This is a genomic window from Candidatus Poriferisodalis sp., assembly GCF_965262965.1.
In the GTDB taxonomy this organism is placed as follows: domain Bacteria; phylum Actinomycetota; class Acidimicrobiia; order Acidimicrobiales; family Poriferisodalaceae; genus Poriferisodalis.
In genome coordinates, this window is record NZ_OZ253573.1 from 932,600 (window position 1) to 957,965 (window position 25,366).

Annotated in this window: 27 protein-coding genes and 1 pseudogene; 17 read left to right on the forward strand and 11 right to left on the reverse strand. The window is 65.3% G+C overall.

Annotated elements, in window-relative coordinates; genetic code table 11:
- Window positions 1-5: 5 nt before the first annotated feature.
- From ACQY5K_RS04370 to ACQY5K_RS04390, 5 genes are all read left to right on the forward strand, one after another.
- Window positions 6-173, forward strand: coding sequence for a hypothetical protein (locus ACQY5K_RS04370; protein ID WP_428120400.1), 168 nt, complete (start codon window positions 6-8; stop codon window positions 171-173).
- 120 nt (window positions 174-293) lie between these two features.
- Window positions 294-1,520: a cytochrome P450 gene (locus ACQY5K_RS04375; RefSeq protein WP_428120402.1), complete on the forward strand. Its 1,227-nt coding sequence runs from the start codon at window positions 294-296 to the stop codon at window positions 1,518-1,520.
- An 84-nt stretch (window positions 1,521-1,604) separates the two neighbouring features.
- A complete protein-coding gene (locus ACQY5K_RS04380) occupies window positions 1,605-2,678 on the forward strand; it encodes a 4-oxalomesaconate tautomerase (protein WP_428120404.1) in 1,074 nt (357 codons plus the stop codon).
- A 60-nt stretch (window positions 2,679-2,738) separates the two neighbouring features.
- A complete protein-coding gene (locus ACQY5K_RS04385; protein WP_428120406.1) occupies window positions 2,739-3,602 on the forward strand; it encodes an amidohydrolase family protein in 864 nt (287 codons plus the stop codon).
- Entirely contained in the window at window positions 3,589-4,233 is a 645-nt protein-coding gene (locus tag ACQY5K_RS04390; protein WP_428120408.1) for a GntR family transcriptional regulator, read from the forward strand. Before ACQY5K_RS04385 ends, ACQY5K_RS04390 begins: the two co-directional genes overlap by 14 nt.
- Window positions 4,234-4,261: 28 nt before the next feature.
- Here ACQY5K_RS04390 and ACQY5K_RS04395 read toward each other — a convergent pair whose 3' ends face one another.
- Window positions 4,262-4,975: a 4-carboxy-4-hydroxy-2-oxoadipate aldolase/oxaloacetate decarboxylase gene (locus ACQY5K_RS04395; protein WP_428120410.1), complete on the reverse strand. Its 714-nt coding sequence runs from the start codon at window positions 4,973-4,975 to the stop codon at window positions 4,262-4,264.
- Window positions 4,972-5,982: an amidohydrolase family protein gene (locus ACQY5K_RS04400; protein WP_428120412.1), complete on the reverse strand. Its 1,011-nt coding sequence runs from the start codon at window positions 5,980-5,982 to the stop codon at window positions 4,972-4,974. The genes ACQY5K_RS04395 and ACQY5K_RS04400 overlap by 4 nt, the downstream gene beginning before the upstream one ends.
- Before the next feature lie 114 nt (window positions 5,983-6,096).
- Here ACQY5K_RS04400 and ligA point away from each other — a divergent pair, with 114 nt between their 5' ends.
- The 4 genes from ligA to ACQY5K_RS04420 all read left to right on the forward strand — a co-directional run bounded on the left by ligA (window position 6,097) and on the right by ACQY5K_RS04420 (window position 9,090).
- Complete coding sequence (ligA, locus tag ACQY5K_RS04405; RefSeq protein WP_428120413.1) at window positions 6,097-6,495, forward strand: protocatechuate 4,5-dioxygenase subunit alpha; 399 nt, start codon at window positions 6,097-6,099, stop codon at window positions 6,493-6,495.
- Window positions 6,492-7,388: a class III extradiol dioxygenase subunit beta gene (locus ACQY5K_RS04410; RefSeq protein WP_428120414.1), complete on the forward strand. Its 897-nt coding sequence runs from the start codon at window positions 6,492-6,494 to the stop codon at window positions 7,386-7,388. The genes ligA and ACQY5K_RS04410 overlap by 4 nt, the downstream gene beginning before the upstream one ends.
- Window positions 7,385-8,338, forward strand: a complete 954-nt coding sequence (locus tag ACQY5K_RS04415) for a Gfo/Idh/MocA family oxidoreductase (RefSeq protein ID WP_428120416.1) — start codon at window positions 7,385-7,387, stop codon at window positions 8,336-8,338. Before ACQY5K_RS04410 ends, ACQY5K_RS04415 begins: the two co-directional genes overlap by 4 nt.
- 92 nt (window positions 8,339-8,430) lie before the next feature.
- Window positions 8,431-9,090, forward strand: a complete 660-nt coding sequence (locus ACQY5K_RS04420) for a TetR/AcrR family transcriptional regulator (protein ID WP_428120418.1) — start codon at window positions 8,431-8,433, stop codon at window positions 9,088-9,090.
- 142 nt (window positions 9,091-9,232) lie between these two features.
- Here ACQY5K_RS04420 and ACQY5K_RS04425 read toward each other — a convergent pair whose 3' ends face one another.
- The 4 genes from ACQY5K_RS04425 to ACQY5K_RS04440 are packed head-to-tail and all read right to left on the reverse strand — an operon-like array spanning window position 9,233 to window position 12,676.
- The gene (locus ACQY5K_RS04425) at window positions 9,233-10,009 is read right to left on the reverse strand and encodes an SDR family oxidoreductase (RefSeq protein ID WP_428120420.1); all 777 of its coding nucleotides are present in this window, start codon (window positions 10,007-10,009) and stop codon (window positions 9,233-9,235) included.
- Between the two features lie 10 nt (window positions 10,010-10,019).
- Window positions 10,020-10,550 carry a 3-phenylpropionate/cinnamic acid dioxygenase subunit beta gene (locus tag ACQY5K_RS04430; RefSeq protein WP_428120422.1) on the reverse strand — a complete coding sequence of 177 codons (531 nt, stop codon included), beginning with the start codon at window positions 10,548-10,550 and terminating at the stop codon, window positions 10,020-10,022.
- A complete protein-coding gene (locus tag ACQY5K_RS04435; RefSeq protein WP_428120424.1) occupies window positions 10,547-11,917 on the reverse strand; it encodes an aromatic ring-hydroxylating oxygenase subunit alpha in 1,371 nt (456 codons plus the stop codon). The genes ACQY5K_RS04430 and ACQY5K_RS04435 overlap by 4 nt, the downstream gene beginning before the upstream one ends.
- An 18-nt stretch (window positions 11,918-11,935) precedes the next feature.
- A complete protein-coding gene (locus ACQY5K_RS04440; protein WP_428120426.1) occupies window positions 11,936-12,676 on the reverse strand; it encodes a class II aldolase/adducin family protein in 741 nt (246 codons plus the stop codon).
- 164 nt (window positions 12,677-12,840) lie between these two features.
- Here ACQY5K_RS04440 and ACQY5K_RS04445 point away from each other — a divergent pair, with 164 nt between their 5' ends.
- The 4 genes from ACQY5K_RS04445 (at window position 12,841) to ACQY5K_RS04460 (ending at window position 17,308) form a co-directional block, all read left to right on the forward strand.
- Window positions 12,841-14,028, forward strand: coding sequence for a CaiB/BaiF CoA transferase family protein (locus ACQY5K_RS04445; RefSeq protein ID WP_428120428.1), 1,188 nt, complete (start codon window positions 12,841-12,843; stop codon window positions 14,026-14,028).
- A 97-nt stretch (window positions 14,029-14,125) separates the two neighbouring features.
- Window positions 14,126-14,869, forward strand: coding sequence for an SDR family oxidoreductase (locus ACQY5K_RS04450; RefSeq protein ID WP_428120430.1), 744 nt, complete (start codon window positions 14,126-14,128; stop codon window positions 14,867-14,869).
- 56 nt (window positions 14,870-14,925) lie between these two features.
- Window positions 14,926-16,137, forward strand: coding sequence for an LLM class flavin-dependent oxidoreductase (locus ACQY5K_RS04455; RefSeq protein ID WP_428120432.1), 1,212 nt, complete (start codon window positions 14,926-14,928; stop codon window positions 16,135-16,137).
- Between the two features lie 106 nt (window positions 16,138-16,243).
- A complete protein-coding gene (locus tag ACQY5K_RS04460) occupies window positions 16,244-17,308 on the forward strand; it encodes an NAD(P)H-dependent flavin oxidoreductase (RefSeq protein WP_428122548.1) in 1,065 nt (354 codons plus the stop codon).
- A 117-nt stretch (window positions 17,309-17,425) separates the two neighbouring features.
- On the opposite strand, the gene ACQY5K_RS04465 is transcribed toward ACQY5K_RS04460, so the two are convergent.
- From ACQY5K_RS04465 to ACQY5K_RS04475, 3 genes are all read right to left on the reverse strand, one after another.
- Window positions 17,426-18,151 carry a nucleotidyl transferase AbiEii/AbiGii toxin family protein gene (locus ACQY5K_RS04465; protein WP_428120434.1) on the reverse strand — a complete coding sequence of 242 codons (726 nt, stop codon included), beginning with the start codon at window positions 18,149-18,151 and terminating at the stop codon, window positions 17,426-17,428.
- Window positions 18,148-18,891, reverse strand: coding sequence for a hypothetical protein (locus ACQY5K_RS04470; protein WP_428120436.1), 744 nt, complete (start codon window positions 18,889-18,891; stop codon window positions 18,148-18,150). Before ACQY5K_RS04470 ends, ACQY5K_RS04465 begins: the two co-directional genes overlap by 4 nt.
- 102 nt (window positions 18,892-18,993) lie before the next feature.
- Window positions 18,994-21,243, reverse strand: coding sequence for a xanthine dehydrogenase family protein molybdopterin-binding subunit (locus ACQY5K_RS04475; protein WP_428120438.1), 2,250 nt, complete (start codon window positions 21,241-21,243; stop codon window positions 18,994-18,996).
- Window positions 21,244-21,461: 218 nt separating this feature from the next.
- Here ACQY5K_RS04475 and ACQY5K_RS04480 point away from each other — a divergent pair, with 218 nt between their 5' ends.
- The 4 genes and pseudogenes from ACQY5K_RS04480 (at window position 21,462) to ACQY5K_RS04495 (ending at window position 23,832) form a co-directional block, all read left to right on the forward strand.
- The gene (locus ACQY5K_RS04480) at window positions 21,462-21,719 is read left to right on the forward strand and encodes a hypothetical protein (protein WP_428120440.1); all 258 of its coding nucleotides are present in this window, start codon (window positions 21,462-21,464) and stop codon (window positions 21,717-21,719) included.
- A 12-nt stretch (window positions 21,720-21,731) separates the two neighbouring features.
- Window positions 21,732-22,643 (forward strand): annotated as a pseudogene (locus ACQY5K_RS04485) (redoxin domain-containing protein); the annotation flags it as partial.
- Between the two features lie 186 nt (window positions 22,644-22,829).
- A complete protein-coding gene (locus tag ACQY5K_RS04490) occupies window positions 22,830-23,381 on the forward strand; it encodes a hypothetical protein (RefSeq protein WP_428120442.1) in 552 nt (183 codons plus the stop codon).
- A gap of 1 nt (window position 23,382) precedes the next feature.
- Window positions 23,383-23,832 (forward strand): nucleic acid-binding protein, encoded by a 450-nt coding sequence (locus tag ACQY5K_RS04495; protein ID WP_428120443.1) that lies wholly within the window; start codon window positions 23,383-23,385, stop codon window positions 23,830-23,832.
- Between the two features lie 58 nt (window positions 23,833-23,890).
- On the opposite strand, the gene ACQY5K_RS04500 is transcribed toward ACQY5K_RS04495, so the two are convergent.
- Window positions 23,891-24,520 carry a hypothetical protein gene (locus tag ACQY5K_RS04500; RefSeq protein ID WP_428120445.1) on the reverse strand — a complete coding sequence of 210 codons (630 nt, stop codon included), beginning with the start codon at window positions 24,518-24,520 and terminating at the stop codon, window positions 23,891-23,893.
- A gap of 213 nt (window positions 24,521-24,733) precedes the next feature.
- Window positions 24,734-25,348 (reverse strand): hypothetical protein, encoded by a 615-nt coding sequence (locus ACQY5K_RS04505; RefSeq protein ID WP_428120447.1) that lies wholly within the window; start codon window positions 25,346-25,348, stop codon window positions 24,734-24,736.
- Between the last annotated feature and the right edge of the window lie 18 nt (window positions 25,349-25,366).

A 25,366-nucleotide genomic window follows, 5' to 3' on the forward strand; every position in this document is an offset into this window, starting at 1 on the left:
GGCACATGAGCAGAACGACACCTCCGGCTGGCCCCGTGTCGCTGTGCCGGCCGGACTGGCTGTACAAGGTCGCCGTCGACGGGCCCGACGAACTGCCGGTGCAGTGCAATCGCTTCCCGACCAAGATGCTCGGTGTGCCAGGCGTGATCGACGGGTCCGGGCTGGCGAACTAGGCGGGACCGCCGAATTCTCAGGGGCGTGAACGCACGTCCTACGCTGACCCTTCAGCCCGACGCACGCGCTCTGGCGATCTCTTCACGAACTGACTCGCCCAAACCCCAAAGGAACGCTCGATGACCGACACGGCACCTGTTGACGATTGGGACACCGACTACGACATCTTCGACCAGGGATACGTGACCGATCCGGCGCCCGTGTGGGAGGAGCTGCGTAGCCAATGCCCCATCGCCCACAGCGAACGGTGGGGCGGCTCCTACCTGCCCACCAAGTACGACGATGTCCAAGCCCTCGCCAAGATGGTCCCCGAGTTGTCGAGCCGGGACGTGCTGGTGGTGCCGATAGCTGGGGTGCCTTCCGACGCCACCGACTCCCTGCCGTACGGCACCGTCAGCGCTCCGATCTCGGTCGATCCGCCGATGCATGGCTGGACTCGCCGGCTGCTGCTGCCGCACTTCTCCCCCAAGGCGGTCGAAGCGCACCGCCAGTACACCCAGGAGCTGGCTGACCGCCTGATTGATGAGTTCATCGAGCGTGGCACGGTCGACGGTGCGGGCGAATACGCGCAGCAGATCCCGCCTCGGGTCATCGCTCACTTGCTGGGAATCGACGAGAGCCGGGTGGAGGAGTTCACCTACTGGGTGCGCTGTGTGCTCGAGCTGGGTCTCACCAAGCCGGAATTGCGGGCGGAATACCGGGACGTCATCCGAGATTTCTTCAAAGAGGTCGTAACGGACAAGCTGGAGAACCCAGACGGCGGATTCGTGAGCGACCTGCTGGGAGGCACCGATGCCGACAACAACCCGGTCAATCCAATGGTCGTGGTCGGCATGCTCAACCTCCAGCTGATTGCCGGCATCGACACCACGTGGAGCTCGATCGGCGCCTCGCTGTGGCACTTCGGCACCCATCCCGCCGATCGTGAGCGCATGGCGGCTGAATCCGAACTTTGGCCCTCGGCGATCGAGGAACTGCTGCGCTTCTATTCCCCGGTGACCATGGGCCGGCGTGCTGAGGTGGACGTGGAGATCGGCGACGTCACGATCCCAATGGGCAGCAAGGTGCTGTTGAACTTTCCCGGCGCCAACCGCGATCCCGAGATGTTCGAACGTCCAGACGAGGTCATCCTGGACCGTCCGCACAACCGCCACATCGCGTTCGGCGCAGGCATCCATCGCTGTGCGGGCTCGAACCTGGCCCGCCTTGAGATGGACATTGCGCTGCGCACCTGGTTCGAGCGCATCCCGGACTTCGAGGTGACCGAGCCCGACGAGGTGACGTGGGCAGGCGGTCAGGTCCGCGGCCCGCGCTACCTCCCGATCCGCTTTCCATCCGCGAGCTGACGCTGCGCAACTGCGGCCACCGACGACGGTCCTGGCCGAATACAGATGTCGACAATCCTGTCAACATTTGGCAAACTGCCGTCTGTGAGCATCGGCGTCCCGTGCATGATTCTCCGAGGCGGGTCGTCAAAGGGCGCGTATTTTCTTCGGGACGACCTTCCAGACGACCCGATTGAGCGCGACGTGCTCTTGCGGCGCATCATGGGCTCTCCGGACGCTCGGCAGATCGACGGCATCGGCGGTGCCCACCCCCTGACGTCCAAGGTTGCGGTGGTTGCGCCGGCCAGCGATCCAGATGCTGATGTCGACTATCTCTTCTTGCAGGTCGGCGTTGACGACGACGTCGTATCGGACCGTCAGAACTGCGGCAACCTGCTCGCTGGGGTGGGCCCTTTCGCGCTCGAACGGGGACTGCTTCCCCAACCTGAAGACGGTGAGTTTTCGACACGTATCCGAATGCTCAACACGGAGTCGATCGCAACTGCCCGGATCACGGTGAGAAACGGGGCGCCGATGTACGAGGGGGCAGCCGCAATATCGGGTGTCCCGGGAACCTCAGCGGCGATTCATCTCGAATTTGAAGATCTTGCGGGCGGCAGCACGGGTGCTCTGCTACCCACCGGCGAGGTGGCGGACATCATCGAGGGCACGAGTTGCACGCTGGTCGACAACGGGATGCCAGTGGTCGTGCTTGTTGCCGACACACTCGGCGTCTCGGGCTATGAGACGCCCAAGGTGCTCGAGGAAAACCGTGCCCTCCGCAACAAGCTGGAGGCCATCCGAGGCGAGGCCGGGAGACTCATGGGTCTCGGTGATGTCAGCCAGACGACCGTTCCCAAGCTGACCCTGGTTGCTCCGCCTCGCGACGGCGGGCATATGTGCACTCGGACGTTCATCCCCCATCGCTGTCACGACGCGATCGGTGTCCTCGGTGCAGTGTCGGTGGCCACAGCGGCCTTGCTCGATGGCTCACCCGCAAGCGCCTGCTTCGAAGGAAACGGCGCGGACATCGTGCGGCTCGAACACCCGACTGGCTTTTTTGACGCCGTCATCGGTCTCCAGACGCTCTCCGACGGCCGCATCCACGTCGAACGGGCCGGAATCGTCCGCACGGCGCGCAAGCTCATGGACGGGATCGTCTTCCCGCGCTCGGACTAGGCGATCGGTCAGACCGTGGCGCATCGGAATCCTTCGCACGAATTCCCACTGGATCGAACCGTGCCCGGGCCGATACCGCAGGCCACCGCACCGACGATCGTGAACCCGCCCGCCTTAGCGTGCGACGCCCATTGCCACATCTTCGGTCCCGCAGATCGGTTTCCGTTCTCTCCGACCCGGACGTACACACCGCCCGATTCGGGGATCGACCGCTTCGAGCTACTGCAGAACCGCCTCGGTCTCGAACGTGCAGTGTTCGTCCAGGCCAGCTGTCATGGTGTCGACAACTCGGCAATGGTCGACGCAATACAGCGCGGTGGGGGTCGCTACGCCGGCGTAGCCATGATTGACGGCTCGTTCACCGACGCCGACCTTGCGCACTTGCACGACAGTCAGGTTCGCGGCATCCGCTTCAACTTCGTTGCGCACCTCGGCGGCGCTCCCGACCTCGACGAGTTCTGGGAGCTCACCCACCGCGTCGCTGCGCTGGGTTGGCACATCGTCCTGCATCTGGACGCGAAGGACTTCACGAAGTACTCCGGCGTGCTCGACGCGATACCGACGTCGTACATCATCGATCACATGGCCAGGGTCCCGGCATCTGATGGGCTGGAACAAGAACCGTTCGAGCGGCTGCTGGAGCGGCTCGCTACCGACGACAGGTGCTGGGTGAAGATCTCGGGCGCTGAGCGTCTCACTGACGGTCGCACTGCCCCCTACGACGACGTGGTCCCATTTGGCCGCGCTCTTGTCGACTGCGCTCCGCAGCGGGTTCTTTGGGGAACGGATTGGCCTCACCCGAACCTCGCGGTGATGCCTGACGAGGGCGAACTGCTAGACCTCCTCACCGCGTTTGCGCCCGATGAGGCCACCAGAAACCGGATCCTGGTCGACAACCCGCAGGTGCTCTATGGCTTCGACTGATTCCGTCACCGACGACCTTCGCCGCGACATCCTCACCGGACGGTACGAGCCCGGTGACCGGCTGCTCGAAATCCCGCTGGCCGAGCACTATGAGTGCGGGCGCGCCGCGGTGCGGTCAGCCCTTGTCGAGCTCACCTCCGAGGGATTGGTCGAACGCGAAGCGAATCGGGGCTCCACTGTTCGCCGGATCTCGATCACCGAGGCAATCCAGATCACCGAAGCCCGCGCTGCCCTCGAGAGCCTCATCGCAGCCCAGGCAGCCCGAAACGCGACGAGCCAACACCACGCAGAACTGCGAGGCATCATCGATGACATGCGGGCGGCGGTGCGTGAGGACCGTGGCCGCGACTACTCCGGGCTCAATGCACTGCTGCACCGCCGATTGTGCGAAATGAGCGGTCACACGGTCGCGGCACACCTCGTCGCCAATCTCCGCAACCGCGCTGCTCACCATCAGTACCGGCTGGCTGTGATGCCGGGTCGCCCCGGCGAGTCACTCGGTCAGCACGCTGCCATCGTCGACGCGGTCGTCGGAGGCGACGAGTCGGGCGCAGCCACGGCAATGCGAGACCACTTGCAGTCCGTCATCCACGTGCTCGGCCGGTGGGGAGACGTCCGCGACGCAACGTAACGGCGCCGTCGGCCCGCGTCGTCGGGCGTCAGTCTTCGAGCCGGTCGATATAGGTCACGCCGAGGTCGCGCAGCTTGTCGCGCAGCCCGTAGAAGTCAAGGCCCAGCTCGCCTGCGGCGAGCCTGGCACGCGTGCCCTCTTCAGTGTCCAGTCGCGCCCGGGATCGCTCGAGCGCCCAGCCGGCTTCGTCCCGGCTCACTACGACGACACCATCATCGTCTGCACACACAACATCTCCAGGCGCGATGGAAACGCCTTCGATTGCGATTGGCACGTTCACTGAGCCAGGAGTCGACTTGACGGTTCCCTGGCACGAGATGTGCCGCGCCCAAGCCGGAAAGCCCATCTCCCGCAGGTCGGCGCTGTCGCGAACGCCCGCGTCAATCACGAGACCCCGCACCTGCCGCGCCGTGAGCGAGCTGGCGAGAAGATCGCCGAACATGCCGTGCGTCGACGGGGCAGTCGTCGTCACAACAAGGATGTCTCCCGGACCGCAGAACTCGACTGCGGCGTGAATCATCAGATTGTCGCCCGGATGGCTCAACACGGTGACAGCTGTGCCAGCGACCCGAACCCCCGTCTGAATCGGGCGGAGCTCGGGCCCGAGGAAGCCCCGGCGGCCGATGGCTTCGTGAATCGTCGCTGTCCCAACCTGACCGAGCGCCAGAACACTCTCAGGATCAGCGCGGTCGATCTCAGTGACGACGACGTGCTGGCCGTGCCGTGGCACGCGACTGCTCATGGCATCTCCAATCGCGGGAATACTCTCCGAGCGTTGCCCTCAAGCACGAGCCGCCGCGCTTCGGCATCGAGCGGCGCTTTGTCGATATACACCTTCGTGTCGTCGTAGTGGCGTCCGGTGTCGGGATTGATCCCGCGCACCGCGCCGACCATCTCGGACGCGAAGAGCACGTTTTTGGGAGGCACGACGTCGAGCAGCAGATCGATGCCCGGCTGGTGATACACGCAGGTGTCGAAGTAGATGTGATCCAAGAGGCCGTCGAAGTCCCACCCGTTGTCGGCAGCCATGCCCCTGAAGCGGCCCCAGTGATACGGAACGGCCCCGCCCCCGTGAGGGATGATCCATCGGAGTCCCGAAAAGTCAGCCATGAACCCGGACGTCAGCGCCTGCATGAATGCGGTGGTATCTGCACCGAGATAGTGAGAGCCGGTCGAGTGAAAGTTCGGGTTGCACGCTGCGGACACATGGATCATCGCCGGCACGTCGAGCTCGCACATGGCTTCCCACAGCGGCCACCAGGAGCGGTCGAACAATGGCGGACCCGTCCAGAAGCCGCCGGTCGGGTCCGGATTGACGTTGCACCCGATGAAGCCCATCTCTGCCACGCACCGCCGCAGCTCCCGAACCGAGCCCTCGATCGAGATGCCTGGCGACTGCGGCAGCTGACAGACGGGCGCGAAATTGTCGGGGTAGAGGTCACAGACACGCCGGATGAGCTCGTTCTGGTGTTCGGTCCAGAACCGCGACGTGTGCTCGTTCCCGATGTGGTGCCCCATCCACGACGCCCGGGGCGAGAAGATCGTGAGGTCCGAACCTCGTTCTCGCTGAAGCTTCAGTTGTGCCGACTCGAGGCTCTCGCGGATCTCGTCATCGCTGACGGCCATCGAACCCCTCTGGCCGACGACGTCGGGGTCAGCAGCGACCGCCACGGTCTGAGCGTCGCGCCAGGCGCCGACACCAGGCGGTGTCGTGGTGTAGTGCCCGTGGCAGTCGATGATGCGATGCACGTCGGTGTCCCCGCCTTTGACAGTGTGTTCAGCGCCACGAGTAACGTACCGATTGTTCACAATCCTGTCCACAGATCGCTGAGCCTCCGATCCGAGCACCACTTGGAGGTAGCCATGCCGCTCGACAAGCCGTACCTCGACGTGCCCGGCACGACCGTCTTCGATGCCGACCAGGCGCGAAAGGGCTACCGGCTCAACCAGTTCTGCATGTCGCTGATGAGCGAAGCCAACCGCGAGCGGTTCCGTGCCGACGAGCGCGGCTACCTCGACGAATGGGAAATGTCCGAAGAGCAGAAATCAGGTGTGCTCGACCGCGACTTCAACCGACTCCTCGGCCTCGGCGGCAACATCTACTTCCTGGCCAAGATTGGGGCGACCGACGGGCTGAATTATGTCCAGATCGTCAGCTCGATGACCGAGAACGACCAAGAGGGCCACACGGCGATGATGCTCGCCGGAGGCCGATCTCCCGACGGCAATCGCTTCTTGAGCGAGTGGGAGCAACGGCAATGAGTGCTCGCATCACGGCCAGCGTCTACACGAGCCATGTACCCGCCATCGGCGTCGCTATGGACCTCGGCACGACCGACGAGCCCTACTGGCAGCCGCTGTTCTCGGGCTATGAACCCGCCCGGGAGTGGATGCGAGCACACACGCCCGACGTCGTGATCCTCGTGTACAACGATCACGGCAACGCCTTCAGTCTCGAGATGATCCCCACGTTCGCCCTCGGCATGGCCCCTAGCTATGAACCTGCTGATGAAGGATGGGGTGCCCGACCGGTGCCGATCGTCGGAGGTCACCCGGCCTTGTCGGCGCACCTCGCGCAATCCGTGATACCGCAGGATTTCGACCTGACTTTGGTCAACGGGATGAAGGTCGACCACGGTCTTACGGTCCCGTTGTCGATCATGTTCGGCCAACCCGATAGTTGGCCGTGTCCCGTTGTTCCGCTTGCAGTCAACGTCGTGCAATACCCGGTCCCGTCGGGCCGCCGATGCCTCCAACTCGGCCGGGCGATTCGACGCGCAGTAGAGAGTTTTGACGACGACCTCGACGTTCAGGTCTGGGGAACCGGCGGTATGAGTCACCAGCTTCAGGGACCACGCGCCGGGCTCATCAATCAGCCGTGGGACACCGCATTCATGGACCGCCTCATCGCCGACCCGGACGGTCTGGCCGACGTGCCGCACATCGACTACCTCCGTGAAGCCGGGTCCGAAGGCATCGAGCTGGTCATGTGGCTCATCGCACGCGGGGCAATGGCCGACTGTGCTGATCTCGCTGGCGCGACCGGCCGGGCCGATCGCGCCGGCGGTGCTGCCCCTTCAGTCGCTCATCGCCTGTATCACGTGCCCGCCAGCAACACCGCAGTCGGCCAGCTCATCCTGGAGGATCGCTCGTGACCATCAACATTGCGGTTGCCGGCACCGGCGCGTTCGGCAACAAGCACCTCGACGGGCTGGCCAGCATCGAGGGTGCCGAGGTCGTCGCCGTCGTGGACCCGGTGGAGTCCAGCGCACGAAAGGTAGCCGAAGCCCGCGGCATCCCGCATGTCACCACAGACCTCGACGATGTGCTCTGCTGTGGCGACGTCGACGCCGTCATTCTTGCCACCCCGACCCCGATGCATGCTCGCCAGGCGATTGCGTGCCTGGAGGCCGGCAAGCACGTCGAGGTGGAAATCCCGCTCTGCGACAACCTTGCCGACGGACGAGCGGTCGCGGAGGCCCAGCAGGCAAGCGGCCTCGTCGCCATGTGCGGCCACACCCGCCGCTTCAACCCCAGCCATCAGTGGGTGCGACGTCGTATCACCGCAGGCGAGTTCGCAATACAGCACATGGACGTCCAGACATTCTTCTTCCGCCGCACCAACATCAACGCGCTGGGCGAACCGCGGAGCTGGACCGACCATTTGCTGTGGCACCACGCGGCACACACCGTCGACCTGTTCGGTTACCAGACAGGCTCGCCGATCGCCGTGGCACAGGCCGTCGGTGGCCCCATCCATCTCGAGCTGGACATCGCCATGGACCTCTCGATCCAGCTCAAGACCGAAGCCGGCCAGCTGCTCACGCTGACTCTGTCGTTCAACAACGACGGTCCCCTCGGCACGTTCTTCCGCTACATCGGCGACACCGGCACGTACATCGCTCGCTACGACGATCTCGTCGACGGCAACGAGACACCGATCGATGTCTCGGACGTCGATGTCTCGATGAACGGCATCGAACTTCAAGACCGCGAATTCATTGCCGCCATCACCGACGGACGCCAGCCCAATTCCAGCGTCGACGACGTCCTCGGCTGCTACGAGGTGCTGGACCAGATCGAACAGCAGCTCGAGGCGCAGTAGACCGACTGGAACGGTCGCCGCGACGAATCTCTCGCGCATGCAGCGTGACATTGAGAATCCGCTGTTACCAACGTCGCTAGCGTTGGACGGCAATGTCGATCACGGGTGACCCAATTCTGGCCTCGGACGCCGACTTCGACGTCACCGAATTGGGCAAGCGTGAGCGCAACAAGCTGGACAAGCAGCGGCGCATTGTTGCCGCTGCCACCGCCCTCTTCCAAGAAAAAGGCTTCGAGGACACCACAACCGCGGAGATTGCTGCGGCCGCAGGAATCGGCGCGGGCACGCTCTATCTGTACGTCGAGTCGAAGGAAGAGTTGCTGGTCAGCGCATTCGTCAACGTGGCAGGCGAGGCGTGGACCGAAGCGTTCGAGCTCGTCGACGGTTCGGCGAATGTGGTCGATCAGATCATGACGCTGCTGCTCCATGTCACCGACCACCACGAAGCGGATCGCCGGTTGGCTCGATCGTTCTTCAAGGAGCTCCCCTACGTGAGCACGTCCGGGCGTGTCGGTACCGATGAATTCACTGACTGGTTCTCCAAGCGGCTGGCCTCGCTGCTCGACGACGCAAGTGCGAACGGCATACTCGATCCCGAAGTCCCCAAGTACACGCTGGCCTTCAACCTCTATTCGCTCTGGCAGGTCCTCATGCGGCGGCTCGTCACGGACAGGATCGCCTACGACGAGATGGCGACCCAGCTCGAAGACGCCGTTCGAGTTGCGGTGTGGGGGATGAGGCCAGAAGCCTGAGCCCTCAGGCGGCCTTCGTCACCGGTCCCACAACGTCGAGCCACCTGCGCATGAGCGCCACGATCTCGGTTGGCGAATTGCCGGCTGCGAAGACCTTGAGATGCGTAGCGCCAAGGTTCGGGTCTACTCGGATCAGGGGTCCTCAGGCGATGTTGGCGCCGCCGTCGCTGTGCAGGAAGCGGCCGGTCATGCCGCGTGCTTCGTCGGACGCGAGGAACACGTAGCTCCCGGCCTGTTCGTCCGCTCCGAGAGCGACATCGAGCGGGCTGCGCTGGCGAATCGACTCGGTGCGGTCGGGCTCTTGGCCCAACGATCGCTGGTGCAGACCCAGCGACCGCAGGCCTCGCAGGTCGGTGCCCGCCGTACCGCCGGGGGCAACGCCGTTCACGCGGATTTCCGGTGCGAGTTCGTGGGCCAGTGACACCACGCAGCCGCGGACTGCGAACTTGCTGGCGACGTACAGGATTCCCCCACGTCCGGGGGTGAAGCTGCTGGTCGAACCGGTCAGAATCACCGACCCATGGCTCTCCCGCAGGGGCTCGATGCTGGCCCGGACCCCCAGCAGCATGGAGCGCACGTTGACGTCCATGACTTCAGTGAACGCTTCGTCGAGGACATCATGGGGAAGCTCAGCAAGCCCGAGGTAGTAGTCGAAGAGCCCGACGCAGCTCACCAACGTGTCGATGCCTCCGAAGGCGTCGAGCATCGCCGCTACTACGGCATCGTTGTCTTGCGCGCTTGTGGCGTCACCGCAAATGACGGGACCGGTTGACGCCTCGACCAGCGCCTCGCACTTCAGCGGATCGACCTCCAGCGTGCCCACGCTGGCCCCTTCGGCCAGGAAGGCATCATGCACACCGCGGCCGATGCCCGATCCTGCCCCGACGATCAGGGCCCGCTTGCCGGACAGCCTGCTCACCGCAAAGACCTCACAGGAAGATGGCCAGGTTCTGGGTGCGCAGCACTGATTCGTCGATCTCGATGTCCCTCGACCGCAGGCGCATCCCGTCCGGCGTCGAAACCAAGACGTCAGTCCGACCGGCGGACAGCAAGCTCGGTGCAGTCCGGTCGCCACGAGAGCGGTACAGCAGTACGGCCGATTCCACGATCAGCTCTCCGCCTTCGCCCTCGAAGGTCCGGACATTGGAGATGTGGTGGCGGACCCGGCTCTGGGGGTCCTCGGTCCACGCGTAATCGGTCCCGAAGCGCTGCACTCGCTTGGACAGCGAGTACCAGTCCTCGTCGAAGTGGTCCATGGTCTGCACGTCTGCCTCGTCGGCTGCCTTGACAGCGGTCACACGCACCGGCATCCGGTAACGGACCTGCGGATCCATGAGCTCAAGCCATGCTTCGAAGTCGGCGCTGTCGAGCAAATGGGCTTCCTCGACGAGGAATTGGGCAGCGGACTGGTGCCGCGGATCGCTGTACGGCAGCGGAGCTTGAGCCCGCTCCGAGTTCATGCGGGCGTCTCCCCCATGCCGAAGGCAATCTGCTCGCGTTCGGGCGCTGGCCGGGACACCGAGTCGGCCCACATCGAGAACCAGTGGCGTTGGTTGTGCTCGCCGAAGCCCTGGTACGCCGTGCCCGGACCGCGGAACGCCTCGAATTGCTCGACGATCGGATCGCCGTCGAGCGTCAGGCCCATGCGGTTGTTGAGGAGCAGGTTTCGTGCCATCGAACCCCGTGCCATGGTCGTGATCGACACCCAGTTCTCGACATCGTCCTGCTCGAACATGCCCGACGATCCAAAGCACATCAGGTACGCCTTGTACGACGCGGCCTTGTAGTCCTCCGGCGCGTCGCCCGCCACGCAGAACCACGAATACACCTCGGTCTCGGCCGGTCCGATGGGCTGCCACAGCCGCACCGAGATGAACGGCGTGATCCGCCCTTCGCGATCGGTCTGAGGCCAGTTGTGGACGAAGCTGAGGTTCGGGAACAGCGTGGCCGCGGACGGCATGAAGCCCGACTCCCCTGCCAGCGCACGTTGCGGGGCGCTCAACCTCTCCCCCATGCGGTCGATCATCTCGTCGGGGTAGCCCACGTACTGCAGTCCGGACCTGAACCCGCTGCCCGCCGGCAGCTTGTAGGTGGTTCCGCCGCCGGGTCCCGCGTGCCACAGCACGCCCTCCTTGCGTTTGTAGGGCTTCGGTTCGCCGAAGAGCTCGATGTCGACCACGCTCGCGTGGGTGTGAGGCGTGTGGTAGCTGTCGCCCATGAAGTTCTCGGCGCCGATCTTCCAATTGGCCTCGATGCGCCAGCGCTGCGGGCCGCGGAACTCCATCCCGGCGTCGCTCTGGCCGGTGTAGAAGTCGAGATAGAACGCGAAGTCCCCCAGCCAGGTCTCGAAGTCGGGGGCGACCGGGTCGAGGCTCGCGAAGATCATCCCGTTGCGGACTGCGATCGACGGGGCCGGCAGAAGTGCCTGACCTTCCTTGATGAACCCCGCATCGCCGCCGTAGGCGTCCGCATGGAAGGGCAGTCCTGCGAGCTGGCCATCGTTGCGATACGTCCATGCGTGATACGGGCACCGAAATGTCCGGGCACTGCCGCGCTCGGCACGGCAGACCTGCATGCCCCGGTGGACGCACATGTTGAACATCACATGGATCTGCCCGTCGGAGTCGCGGGTCACCAGGAACGAATCGTCCAAGATGTTTCGGACGACGTAGTCGTTGGGTTCAGCGATCTCGGACTCGTGTGCCAGGAAGTTCCACGACCGGCCGAACAGCCGGGTCCGCTCCAGCTCGAACACTTCGGCGTCGTTGTACAGGTAGGCGGGAATGAGGCCCTGACGCACCGAGTCAGTCACCTCGTCGATCTCCATGCGTTCTCCCTCCGAGCCCTAGTTCAGCCCATGTCCGTCGTGTTCGAGAGCCACCTGGTGATGTCGCCACAGGGTTTCACGGTTGAAGGCCCCGCCGAGGTCCGGGAGTTCGGCCAAGTCGGTGCTCGGAATCGCCTCAGGGATCGTGCCTGCGGTGCACACACGCAGGTGAATGCGGGCCAGCGTGTCGAGCTGCAACGCCCGCAGCACCGCCTCGGCGACATCGGCGCCGATGGTCACAACACCGTGTCCCTTCAGCACCAGTGCCACGGCATTGCCGAGCGACGCGACCATCTCCGCAGCCAGATCGTCAGTGCGAATGAGGACAGAGCGCGGGTGCACCGGAATGCCTGCGGCGGCGAGATGTGCAGCCGGGATGTCGTAGGCGCCGAAGATGGGCTCGAATGCGAAGCCCGCGAGGCTGGCAACCACGACGTCTGGCGGATGGGCGTGCACCACACAGTCGACATCACGATGTGCCGCGAGCACCGAGGTATGGATCGGCAGCTCGCTCGGCGCCGCATAGTCGCCAGCGGGATCGTCAATCACCTCGCCCGAGTCGAGATCGACCACACGCACGTCGTCGGGCGTCGTGAACCCAAGTCCCGCTTCTTCGGGACCACGGCACCGCACCAGCGCCCGTTCGCCGTCGAGCCGGACACTGATGTGCCCCAAGATGTTCTCGACCAGCCCGCGATGCGCCATCACCCGGCACCCAACGGCAACCTCACGCCGTAGCCCAGCAAGCCCATCGCTCACGGTCCGAAGCTATATCTGATCCGCAATCACCGGGTCTCGATACTTCGGCGCTGCAATTCGAGACCGTCTAGGAGCGCCACAGTTCCCCAACAGGTGTCGCGGATTCAAGAGGATCGAAGGCTCGATCGTGCTTTCCTGTAGCAGGGCCGACGACCGGGAGCCAGATGAGCACAGGTGAGACCTCTGCGGGGCCGTTGTCGGGGGTCCGGGTTCTTGATCTGTCGTCGGTGTTGATGGGTCCGGCTGCCACGCGCACGCTCGGGGATCTCGGCGCCGATGTCATCCTTGTTGAGCCTGCGAAGGGTGATCGCAATCGCACCATGGGGTCCGGCCCTGCCGAGGGATTCTCGGGCATCTCGCTCAATCTCCTGCGTAACAAGCGCAGCATTTCGATCGACCTCAAGCAACCGCGTGGTCGCCAGGCATTCCTGGACATCGTCACGACGTGCGACGTGATGATCACGAATCTGCGTCCCGGTCCGCTGCGACGCCTCGGCCTGCACTACGAGGCGGTTCGGGATGTCCGAGACGACATCGTGTTCTGCCGGGCTCACGGATACCCGTCCGCGAGCGACCAGGCGGACGCACCGGCCTATGACGACATCATCCAGTCCGCCAGCGGCGTCGGCGACCTCTTCCGCCGCATGGGCGCCGAGCCGAGCCTGCTGCCGAGCCTCGTTGCCGACAAGGTCTGCGGCCTGACCATCGTCAATGCCGTGCTTGCCGGCATGTACCACCGATCCCTCACCGGGCAGGGGCAATGCATCGAGATCCCGATGATCGACGTCATGCGGGCCTTCGTGCTCACCGAGCACGGTTCGGGTGCGATCTCCGAACCTCCCGTTGCAGATGCCGGCTATGCCCGCATTCTCACGCCCGAGCGCAAGCCGCAGCCGACCGCTGACGGCTGGATCAACATCCTCCCCTACGACCAGGCCCACTACGTCGCGCTCTTCGAAGCCGGAGGTCGCCCCGATCTCGCATCCGATGAACGCTTCGCCACGCCCATCGAGCGAGTCGTCCACAGCGACAGCCTGTACCGCGACGTCGCCGCCGTGCTCACCCAGCGCACGACCGCCGAGTGGCTGGAATTCTGCGCAGCACACGGGATCCCAGCGACTGAGGCCGCCACGCTCGACGAGCTCATCGAGCAGCTTCCGGTCGACACCCATCCCGTCGCCGGTCCATACCGGGTCATTCCGCCGCCCGAGCAGTTCTCCGAGACACCGGCCGGCATCCGGCGCCCTGCGCCCGGCATCGGCGAGCATGGCCGTGAGATCCTGGCCGAGGTCGGTTACGACGCAGCGTCGATCGACAACCTCGAAGCCGCAGGCATCCTTGCGTCACCCTGAGCGGTGACCACCGGGAGAGCTCACGAGAGCCCGACATACGATTCGCTCACCGGAGTTCGCCTCGTAGCGGAAGAATTCACGACAGAACGGAGCGACGATGCGTTTTGACGGCAAGCGGGTGATCGTAACCGGCGGGGCGTCCGGCTTCGGGCGAGCGATCTGCCAGAGCTTTGCTGGCCGCGGTGCCCAGGTGATGGTGACCGACATCGACATCGAAGGCGCCGACGAGGTGGCGTCCGGGCTCGATGGGGCGCTGGCATTCCGGCTCGATGTCACCGACGAGGACGCTCACGTTGAGCTGGCCAAACTGATGGCCAGCACTTGGGGCGGCATCGACATCGTGGCCGCCAACGCAGGATTCGCCCACCGGATGGGATCCATCTTGGACATCTCGACAGAGGAATTCGACCTCATGTGGGCGGTCAACACCCGCAGCGTCTATTTCGCCGTGAAGCACTTCACACCGCTCATGCCGCCGGGCAGCTCGATCGTGAGCACAGCCTCGATTGGCGGCAAGCGACCCCGGCCGGGATTGACGCCATACAACACATCGAAAGCAGCCACGATCGTGCTGACAAGGGGTTTGGCTGAGGAGTTCGCACCAGACATTCGGATCAACTGCGTCGCGCCCGTGGCCTCCGACACTGCGTTCTTCGTTCGAGCGACCGGCCAGGACACGTTGCCTCCCCCGCTGAAGCAGTCGATCATCGACGGCATCCCCATGGGCCGCATGACCGACCCCACCGACGTCGCCAACGCCGTGATGTTCCTCGCCTCCGACGAGGCCAGCTTCCTCACCGGCGTCTGCCTCGACGTCGACGGCGGGCGCAGCATCAGCTAAAGGCGCAGCGATGATCGCTCGTTCCGGTGCCGCGGCGCTTCGGTAGTGTCCCGAGGGTGAAATTCGCCGCATTTCTGGCCCCCCACCACCCTCCCGGGGAGAGTCCTGCGCTGCAGCTGCAGCGCGACCTGGACCTTGTCGCCCTTCTCGACCGGCTCGGTTACGACGAGTTCTGGTGCGGCGAACACCACTCGACCGGCTGGGAGACGATCGGCTCGCCCGAGATGTTCCTGGCCGGCGCTGCCATGCGCACCAGCCGCATCAAGCTGGGCACCGGCGTCACTTCCATTCCGTACCACCATCCCTTCAACGTCGCCCAGCGCATCGTGCAGCTCGACCAGATGAGCTTCGGGCGGGCCTTGCTCGGCACCGGACCGGGCGCACTGCCGTCGGATGCCCACACACTCGGCATCGACCCCATGCTGCTGCGCGACCGCCAGGACGAAGCCATCCCGGTCATCAAGCGGCTGCTCGCAGGGGGCGAACGCTTCACCTATGAGTGCGACTGGTTCTCGATGTACGACGCCAAGCTGCAGATCTTGCCGTACCAGCACGAGATACCCATGGCGACGGCGTCAATGATCAGCCCATCGGGAATGACCCTTGCCGGAAAGTACGGCATGGGCGTGCTGTCGATCGGGTCGATGTCCACCGACGGTCTGGCATCGCTGCCGCTGCAATGGAGCTTCGCCGAAGAAGCAGCGGCGAAGTACGACCAAGTTGTGGACCGAGGCAACTGGCGGGTGATGTTCAACTTCCACGTGGCGCCCACCCGCGAACAAGCCCATCGCGACGTCGAGCACGGACTGCTGCGGTGGCACAACGAATACAACGTCGACACGCTGCAGCGACCGGGACTCGAACCGATGGGGTCCACTGCGGAGGCCATCGACTTCTACGCCGACCCTGACACCGCTGCGGGTGTCATCGGCACGCCCGACGACCTGATCGAGAACATCCTGCGGATGCAGGAGATCACCGGCGGATTCGGCGTGATGATGGGCTTCGTCAATGACTGGGCCGAACCCGAAGCCATGTTCCGCAGCTGGGATCTGGTTGCGCGCCACGTCATCCCGGCGGTGCGCGGTCAGCTCGCGTCGATGCAGGAGTCGAACGAATTCGTGATCGAGAATCGGGAGTACTTCGACCGGGCAGGCAAGGCCATCCTTGCGAAGATCTTCGACAACGAACGAGCCGCCGCGGCGCTGAAGGGTGCTGGCACCCCCAAGACAGCATTCACGCCCCGCCTCGGCGCCGATGCTGACTGACGGCCGCACTTTCTCCAAGACGTCGGTGCCCGACCGGGCCAGCCGCTGGTCCATCTAGGGTGCGAGAATTCTGACTCCCGGGGATCCCAAGCGGCTCGAAACCGTCATCGGTGTCACCGCACCTGTGCTGCAGTCGGGCATGGGCGGCGTGGCTGGTCCGGAACTGGTTGCAGCGGTGAGCAACGCCGGTGGGCTCGGGATCCTGGCGGCGCTCAATCTTCGGCCCGACGCCGTGCGCTCGGCCATCCAGCAGGTCCGCCGGCTCACTGACAGGCCGTTCGGCGTCAACATCTGGCTGCACGACGACGTCCGTCGGCCTCCCGATGTCGCGGAGCACTCGGACTTGGTCCGTTCGGTGCAGAGCGCTCTCAACGAGCTCCGCCCCCGCTTCGACCTGCCGGCAACACTCGAAGCCCCCCGGCCCATGCCCGATCTTGTCGACGCAGCGCTCGAAGTGATGATCGAGGAACGCATTCCCGTATTCTCTGCGGGACTCGGCATTCCCGAGCCCGAGCTGGTGAACCGCTTCCACGAGGCCGGCACGCGAGTTGCAACGATGGTCGCGACGACTGCCGATGCCCTCAGCGCTGTCGATCAGGGCAGCGATGTGGTGATCGCGCAGGGCCACGAAGCAGGCGGTCACCGCAGCCACGGCTGCAAGCTCCCCGCTGCGGAAGCCTCCGGCACCGGCACATTCACACTCGTCCCCCAAGTGATCGAGGCCATCGGGGACCGTGTGCCCGTTGTGGCCGCCGGCGGCATCGTGGACGGGAGAGGCTTGGCGGCAGCGACGATGCTCGGTGCGGCCGGCGTGCTCATGGGCACCCGGTTCGTGGCGACCGCAGAGTCACAGGCCAGCCAGCTCTGGAAGGACCGGTTGATCTCCGGAGCCGGCACCACCGTGCTCACCGACGGGTTCACCGGCCAGTGGGCGCGGGTCCTCAAGTCGGAATACACCGACCACTGGGCAGACCATGGCGGACCGCCGCTGCCCGGACTGTTGCAGGCCGCGGCGCGCGCCGACCTGCAACGGGCCGCCATCGCTGCCGACGACGACCAGATGCAACCCCTCTATGCGGGCACCGCGTTCGACCTGCTCGACGGCCTGCCGAGCGCCGGCAACGTCGTGACCAGCGTCGTCACCGAGGCAGAACAGCTTCTCGGCCGGTGACAGCGACGATTGCCGTTGTCTCGACCCGCCGGCAGCGCTCGCCAGACCGAGTCGATGCCGAGGTCCGGAATGTGGGCAATCGCGCTGGTGCGCTCAGCACGGCGCTCGGCCGTCAGCTTAATCAAGGGTACGGACCAGCCATGCCACCAGACCTGGCTGACGCTGCTGCCAATAGGACGAGACAGTCGTGAAGCTTGCATGCGACGCCGCTTCTGCAAGCCACGGGTCGTCAGCCACATCCTCAAAGGAGCCGAGTGCCATCACAACGTGCGCCACGCTTGGGTGATCCAGTCCGATTCCGTACCGCTCGGCGTACAGACGCAGCCCCATGCTCGGACTGATGCCGGCATCGACGGTGATGCACATGAGGTCGAAGTAGTCACGAAGCTCACCTCGATCGCCGATCACCTTGTACTTGGTTGCTGCGATGTCGCGAACCGATCCGACAGCCAATCCCTCGACGAGTCCCGGCGGATCGATTTGTCTCTGGTCGCGCGCTTGCAGGAACTGCACCTTCACACCATCTGCTTGGCAGTTGAGCGTGCCGTCCGCGACTGACATGACCGAGACCTCTGCGATCGCTCGCAGGCCGTCCAAAACCGCTTCTGGGTCGAACACCTCATGCACAAAGACATCGAGGTCCCTGCTGCGGCGGTGCCGCAGGTGCACGGCCAGCGCCGTACCGCCCATCAGCACGCCCGATGGCGGGGTGACCGCTGCGACCAGCGGCCAGCAAGCGCGGGTCTGTGGATCGAGCACATCGGACCAGTTCTCGAGAACGTCGCTACCGGGTTCCTCACTGCCGGATTCGCCACAGCCGGGTTGCTCGCCGAGAGAATTCACTGCGGCGCGGTACAGCGATGCGCCAGCGCATTCTCTATGAGTGCACGCGCCCTGGGCTGGGTCGATCTCAACGGCAAGCAGTCTCGTAGTGCATCGGTGGACATGTGCACTGACGCCCACAGCGCGGCGCGGGCCGACGGGCCATTGAGCAGTCGGTTGGCGACGTAGGCCTCATCGTCGGGCAGTCGCAGCGACGACGGATCTGGGTGATTCCAGAACAGCGACCAGAATTCGGATGGCAAGTGCCCCGCATGCAGCCGTTTTGGCGATGGCGGAGGCAGGCCTACACCTTTGGTCTGAGCAAGCAACTGTTCAAAACCAGGGGAGGCAACGGCAAGCTCCCAAACACTGTCCTCGCGTACGCCCCTGCGCTGGCCCTGCTCCGAGACACGGGTTCTCACCGTGCCGCGGGAGCACAGCGTCTTCAGTGCGTGGCGCGCGGCTGACCACGACACTCCTGCGGCCCTGGCAACTCCCGCAATGCTGCCAAGACTGGCGGACGATGTCACCGAAGCGAGCACCAAACGTTCGACTCGGTCGAGCTGGTCTGGCGACTCGGCACGTGAGGCGCCAACGTTCTCGGATTGGCGTTCCTCCACGGCCCTGCATCGCTCACGAGCCGCCTCACGGAGGAAGCGCGCAACGGTCTCGCCAGAGACGAGTGCAGCTTTGCGGACTCGGTCTAGATCCTGGCGACCGATCCTCAGCGACAACTGCGACGAATGGCGTTGCGCGGCCATGGATTCATCGTAACAATAGTGTCTCGCGTTTTTATATACATTCGCGAGGTCTATTCCTTGAACCATGACGCGATTCGGGGAAACAAGCCGACCTCGACCGGATCACTGCAGCGAGCGCCAGATCTTCTCGGGTGTCAGCGGGAGGTCCAGATGTTCGACGTCGTACGGCGCCAGTGCATCGAGCACCGCGCTGTGGATCGCAGGAGTGGCAACAACGGTCCCGGACTCGCCGATGCCCTTGACGCCGAGGGGGTTGAGTGGCGATGGCGTCTCGGTCTCGTAGCACTCGAAGAAGGGAAGCTCCGCAGCGGACGGCAGTGCGTAGTCGGCGAGGCCGACGGTCATGGGAATGGCCTCTTCGTCGTAGAACATCTCCTCGTACAGCGCCGCACCCACAGCCAGCGCCAAGCCGCCGTGCACCTGCCCATGAGCCAGGACCGGTTGCAAGATGACGCCGGCGTCGTCGACGCTCACCAGGCGGCGCACATGCACCTCCCCGGTGGCGGTGTCCACCTCCACCGCCGCCACGCATGCCCCGAACGAAAAGGACCCGGCTCCGCCTTCGGTTCTGAAGTGGTGGTCGACGCTGAGTTCTCCCAGATCGGCCCAGCCGAGGGCAAGCGCCGGGGTCCCAACCACGTGAAACAGCCCGCGGCCGGTGTCGAGCTTGACATCGTCGGGGTCGGCCTCGAGGAGTTCGGCTGCGCGCTCACGGGCCGCCGCAACAAGGTCGACGGCCGCGCCGTGGGCGGCTGAGCCGCCGAGCTGCGCCGAGCGGGACCCGATCGTTCCTCCGCCGATCGGCGACCTGTCGGTGTCGTCGTGCGAGATGGTGATCTGGTCGATATCGAGGCCGATCTGGGCAGCGACAATTGGAGCAAAGGTCGTCTCGTGGCCTTGACCATGCGGCGAGGTTCCGACCACGACGTCGACACGACCGTGCGGTTCGAGTCGGGCCGTTGCTCGCTCCCCCTCGCCGCCACCGGTGACCTCGACGGTGCAGCTCACGCCGACGCCAAGGAGCATGGCGCTGTCGCCACCGGCGAGTCGCTCGGCCTGCTCGGCGCGCAGCCCGTCGTAGTCCGCTTCGGCCACGGCCCTTCGCAGCGCCTCGGGATAGTTCCCGCTGTCGTAGGTGGCGCCTACAGCCGTCCTGTACGGGAAGCGATCGGCCGGCACGAGGTTGGCCATGCGCACCTCAAGCGGGTCGCGGCCGATCGCACGGGCGAAACGGTCGACCGCCCGTTCGATCGAACAGGCGGCCTCAGGCCGACCGGCGCCTCGAAACGCAACGGTTGGCGTCGTGTTGGTCACCACCGAGGTGCCTCGCAGCGTTGCGTGTGCGATGTCGTAGACACCTGTGCCGCTGTTGCGCAGGTTGGTGGTGACGTTGGTGCCCATGGCCGGGTACGCACCGCTGTCCTGCAACGCATCCACTGAGTAGGCCACGATCGTGCCGTCGCGATTGCCGCCGATGCGGATGCGGTGGCGCGAGGCTCGTCCGTGGCCCATCGCCAGCGATGCTTCAGAGCGGGTCTGCGCCCAGCGAATCGGCTGCCCGAGCTCGCGTGCCGCCCAGGCGACAGCCACATCCTCGGGGTAGCAGCCCCATCCCCCTTTGGCGCCGAATCCGCCGCCGACATCGGGCGAGATGGCCCGCACCGTTCCCGGTTCGAGGCCGAGCAACGTCTCGATGACGTGCTTGGCCCCCGCCGGTCGTTGGGAGCAGACCCAGGCCGTACAGCGACCGTCGCGACCCCACGACGACGCGCCGGCGAGCGGTTCAATCGGGTGCGGCCCCAGTCGCGGGTGCGCCAAGTCGAACTCCACCGTCACGTCGCAGCCGGCCCACACCTCTTCGGGGACGGGGTCAAGCTCCCATGCGAGGGCGACATTCGTCCCGGCGTGTTCATGGAGCAGGGTCTCACCATCGAGGCTGGCATCGAGGTCGACGACTGGGGGCAGCGGCTCATAGTCGACGACGACGAGCTCGGCTGCGTCGACTGCTGCGGCACGTGTCTCGGCGATGACCAAGGCGATGGGCTCTCCGACGAAACGCACGGTGTCATAGGCCATGAGCGGTCGCCACAGGTCGCGGTTCATCGAGGGCAGCCGGGGCGGAAATGGCCAGCCGTCTACCTCGGGCCCGAGGTAGACCGCGATCACCCCGTCGGCCTCGCGAGCCTCCTGCACATCCACCGAATCGAGCTGCGCATGGGCTTCTGCCGAACGCACGAATACGGCATGCGCCGCTCCGGCCAACTCGGGGACGTCCAGCCCGTCGATGTAGGTGCTCTGGCCGCGCAGCAGCGGCTCGTCTTCGCGCCGCCCGTTGAATCCTGATGTATCCACGCCAGCAACGTAGCTCCCCGCCCCTACGGCGAGCGCGGCGCTGCCGGACAGCGGGCTTGGCGCCGGCTGGCCGCTTAACTGACGAAATCTGTTGCCGTGCGCGTGGCCGAGTACCCCCGGCAAGGATCTCTGCGGCCCTGTCGGGGCGCTCGTACCCGGAAACCCGGACAACGAGCGTGCAATGATCGACGCCGCACGGCGGGCGATCGGAGCGGACGATGGAAATCACACTTGACACCAGGGGCGGCCCTTCGAATGGCCCGTACTTCGAGGATGCCGAGGGCTTCAACATGCCGGAGCCACCCGGCAATGGCAGCCGTCGGATCCCGCTGGGCGAATTCCCGACCGGCCCCGAGGTGGGATCCCGCTTGCCCGACATCGTGGCAACAGACCAGTCAGGCCGCCAGGTCAATGTGCACGCCGACCGGGCAGGTCAGCCCGCTGTGGTGGTGTTCTACCGCTCGGCGGTGTGGTGACCGCCGTGCCGCACCCAGCTGGTCGAGCTGGAACGAGGCATGGACTCCTACCGGGCAGCAGGCGTCCGTTTGTATGCGCTGAGCTATGACGAGCCCGATGCGTTGGCCGACTACGCGGCGGCTCATGACACCACGTTCACCATGCTGTCCGACCCCGACAGCGAGGTGATCAGGTCGTTCGGGATCCTCAACACGTTGATCCCACCCGGTGACCAACCGTGGTACGGCCTCCCGTTCCCCGGGTCGTACGTCGTCGATACGGACGGGATCGTCGTGGCGAAGTTCTTCGAGCACAACTTCGCTGTGCGCTCAGGTCCCGAGCAGATGCTCGCTGCCGCGCTCGGTCAGGAATTCGAGGCTGGCGCTGCCGCCGGCGCGCGGCCGGTCGACCGGGTCACCGCGGACGTGATGGTCGACGGCGACCGGCTGCCGATGGGCGTCACTCGCCACATCGTTGCCACGTTCCGGGTGCCCGACGGCCAGCACCTCTACGGCGAACCTGTGCCCGAGGGCTTGGTGGCTGCAGCGATCGAACTTGACGACAGCGACGGAATCCTGTCCTACGAACTGCTGGCGCCGCCTACCTCGCCCCTGACGCTCACAGGGTCGGGCGACACGCTGCAGACCTACGAGGGGGATGTGGTGCTGCGGCTTCCGATCGCGCAGAACGCACGGCAGATGCAAAAGGATGACGACGGTCGCTACGTCACGATCAGCGGTCGGCTTCGCTGGCAGGCCTGCGATGACGTCGAGTGCTTCTTGCCCGAGTCGATGCCGTTCAGCTTCCGTGTGGAGGCCGGCTTCCCGGTACTGGGTGACATGGGACCCGGTGTGGGCAGGGTGCCAGCCATGAATGGCGCACAGCACTTCCAGAAGCTGATCGATCGCCGAGCCAGCTATGTATCCAGCGCCGACGACAAGTAGCCCAGCAAGCTCCAGCTACGTCAGACCTACTGGGACGCCCACGGCGATTCCCGCTGGACTACCCCAGTCTCCTACTAGGCCGCCCCGCTGCTCCCCTGCACCAGTTCGAGGTCGGAGCGACTCGTCCGATACGAATAAGAAAGATCTTCTTTAGACATCTCAAATACAGATGTCTAAAGTGGTGCAATGGTGGCCCCGGCCCCGCGGGATATCTCTGCGGATGACTTTGCACGCGACCCGCACGCGGCCAAATACCGCGGCGAGCTCGGCCGGCATCCTGAGGCCTACCGGCGGCTGTTCGCTCTGCTCAATGACCGTGCGAATGAGCAGCGACTTGTCGATGCCGAAATGCATGGCTTGCCGGCACTCTGCGGCGTAGTGCGGTTCATCGAGACCGACCCGAAAATCAGGATGGTGCTCGCGGTCGGCCCATCTAGTTTTCGGACTCGTCAGACCGTCGGAGTTGCCGTGAAGCTCAAGATGGCGAAGCTCGGGTGGCGTGCCACCGGCAGGAAGGGTGCCGTTAAGGGCTCCGCGCACTTCACTAAGGCAGAGCGGTACGTTGCCGACGCCGCTATGCCCGCCACCGCCTCCCTCCCTGCCTCCCCATCATCCCGGGCGCTCGCGGCCCTCGACGCCGTGTCTGCAATCGGCGACGTCGACGAACGTGAGCAGACCAGCCGCAAGCTCTTCAAGGCGCTCGCCGCAACACGGCGCTCAGAGGGACGTCCCTTCTGACGTGCTGATCGTCCTCGACAGCGGGCCTCTCGGATTGCTCAGCAACCCGACACCCCGCGGAGCGGGATACGACGCCCAGCAATGGGCGCGCTACCACATCGCTGATGGAGTCCGGTTCGTTGTTCCCGAGATTGCTGACTACGAAGTCCGCCGAGAACTCATCCGTGCCCACAAAGACCTAGGAATCGCTCGGCTGAACGAACTGTGCGACGGTTTCGGCTACCAGCCGCTGTCCACGCCGGTCTTACGTGCGGCCGCCGAACTCTGGGCGCTGGCACGCAACGAGGGTTACCCCACCGCCTACGATGCTGCACTCGACGGCGATGTGGTGCTCGCCGCCCAAGCCCGCAGCCTTCAGTCCGCTGCGTCCGGCGACCTGGTGGTTGTGGCAACTACCAACGTCGCCCATCTCGAGCGCTTCGTTGATGCCAAGCACTGGACTGAGCTCTGACTCAGTCAGCAGGCGGGCGCCGGACACGCCCATTAGCGGCGTTGGCTGACGATCCCAGTCAAGCCGAGGGAGTCAGCTCGAGGTCGGTGCTCACGAGCGGCGTTTCAATCACGAGGCTGTGCTCGGTCCGCTCAACGGTGGAGCCTGGGGGTCCGGCAATCTGCCATGACCCCGGCGCAGCTCCGATGACCCGGAACGTCGTTCGCTGCTGCGGGTTCTCCCGCAGCGGTGCCAGGCCGAGCCGGAGCGTGCTGTCGGCCCAGTCGGCCTGGCGGAGGGCGACCCGGGGAAAGTCGACGTCGACCACTTGGGGGCATCGTTCCAACGGGGCGGCCGACAGCGCAGTCCAGCGTCCCGGCCCGGCCGCCTCCGCCGTAGCCAAGAAGGCGTTGAACTGGCCGCGCGGGTGCTCCTCGTCCAGACCCATGCCCCAAGTGAACTCTCCCCTGGCGTTGTCCCAGGTCGGCTCGTACGACGCGTCGATAGCCGACGCCAGCCGTTCGGTGAGGTCGGTCATGCCCCACTCACGGGCCAGCACCAGCGCCGAGGGCACGCCGCGGCCAGCGACCAGGGGCAGATCCGGATCTTGGTCGAGCCGGGCCGACCGGCAGGCCGCATCGAACAGGCGCTGGGCCTCCTCGGCCTCCTGGGGGGCCACGTAGAACGCCGTGGTCAGCGCGGCTCGCACCGGCAGGCGATGGTGCACGTCGACCTGGGGGTCGTAGTAGAAGGTGGTGGTCGTGGGCTCAGCCTCGCCGACCAGATCCAGATAGTGCTCTCGGGCGTACTCCCACCAGGGCCCAAAGGCCGCCTGGTGGTGGTCGGTGGCGTAGCGGTTGTCGTGAAGCCTCAGACCGAGGCCGGCTCCGGCCAGTCAGAACGGCCAGATCTTGGTGTTCTCTCAGTGGCAGCCGATCGGGGCGGCCAGCCACTGCTGCCGCAGGTGAGCGGCAATCTCCGAGTGAGCCCACGTGAACGTGTGCTCGCCGTCACGGATCATGTCGAACGGCTCGTTCCAGCGGCTCTCAGCGGCGATCATCTCGCGGATGCCGAGCAGCACCAAGAAGAAGCCCTTGTAGAAGAGCATCCCGTCGGCTGCGACCGGGTCCATCTGGACACCCCAAGGCTCGACGCCGTTGGCTGTCCAGCCGGGCACGTCGTAGTCGCCCCACAGCTCGCGAGGGATGAATGGCCTGTAGGCGTCGGGATAGTTGGCCCGGTCGGGATCGGGTCCGAACTGGGCGAGCCAGTCCGAGGCCGACCACCAGCCCGTGTGGCGTTCGATCAGCTGGTCCAAGATCGCCACGTACCGCTCGGTCCACGCTGGCGTCCGGTGCGCCATCAAGCCGAGGGCGTAGGAAGAATCGACCAGGTCGAAGCGATGCCAGCTGGCCATCGGCGGATCGGAGCGGTCGTCCCAATGAGGATGAGGCTGGCCGGTGCGCGACCAGTCGTCGGGAGTGTGGACCTTGCGGTCAAGGTACCGGAGCCACCCCAGGCTGCGGTCGGACAGCATTGGCACCTCCTCGCTGTT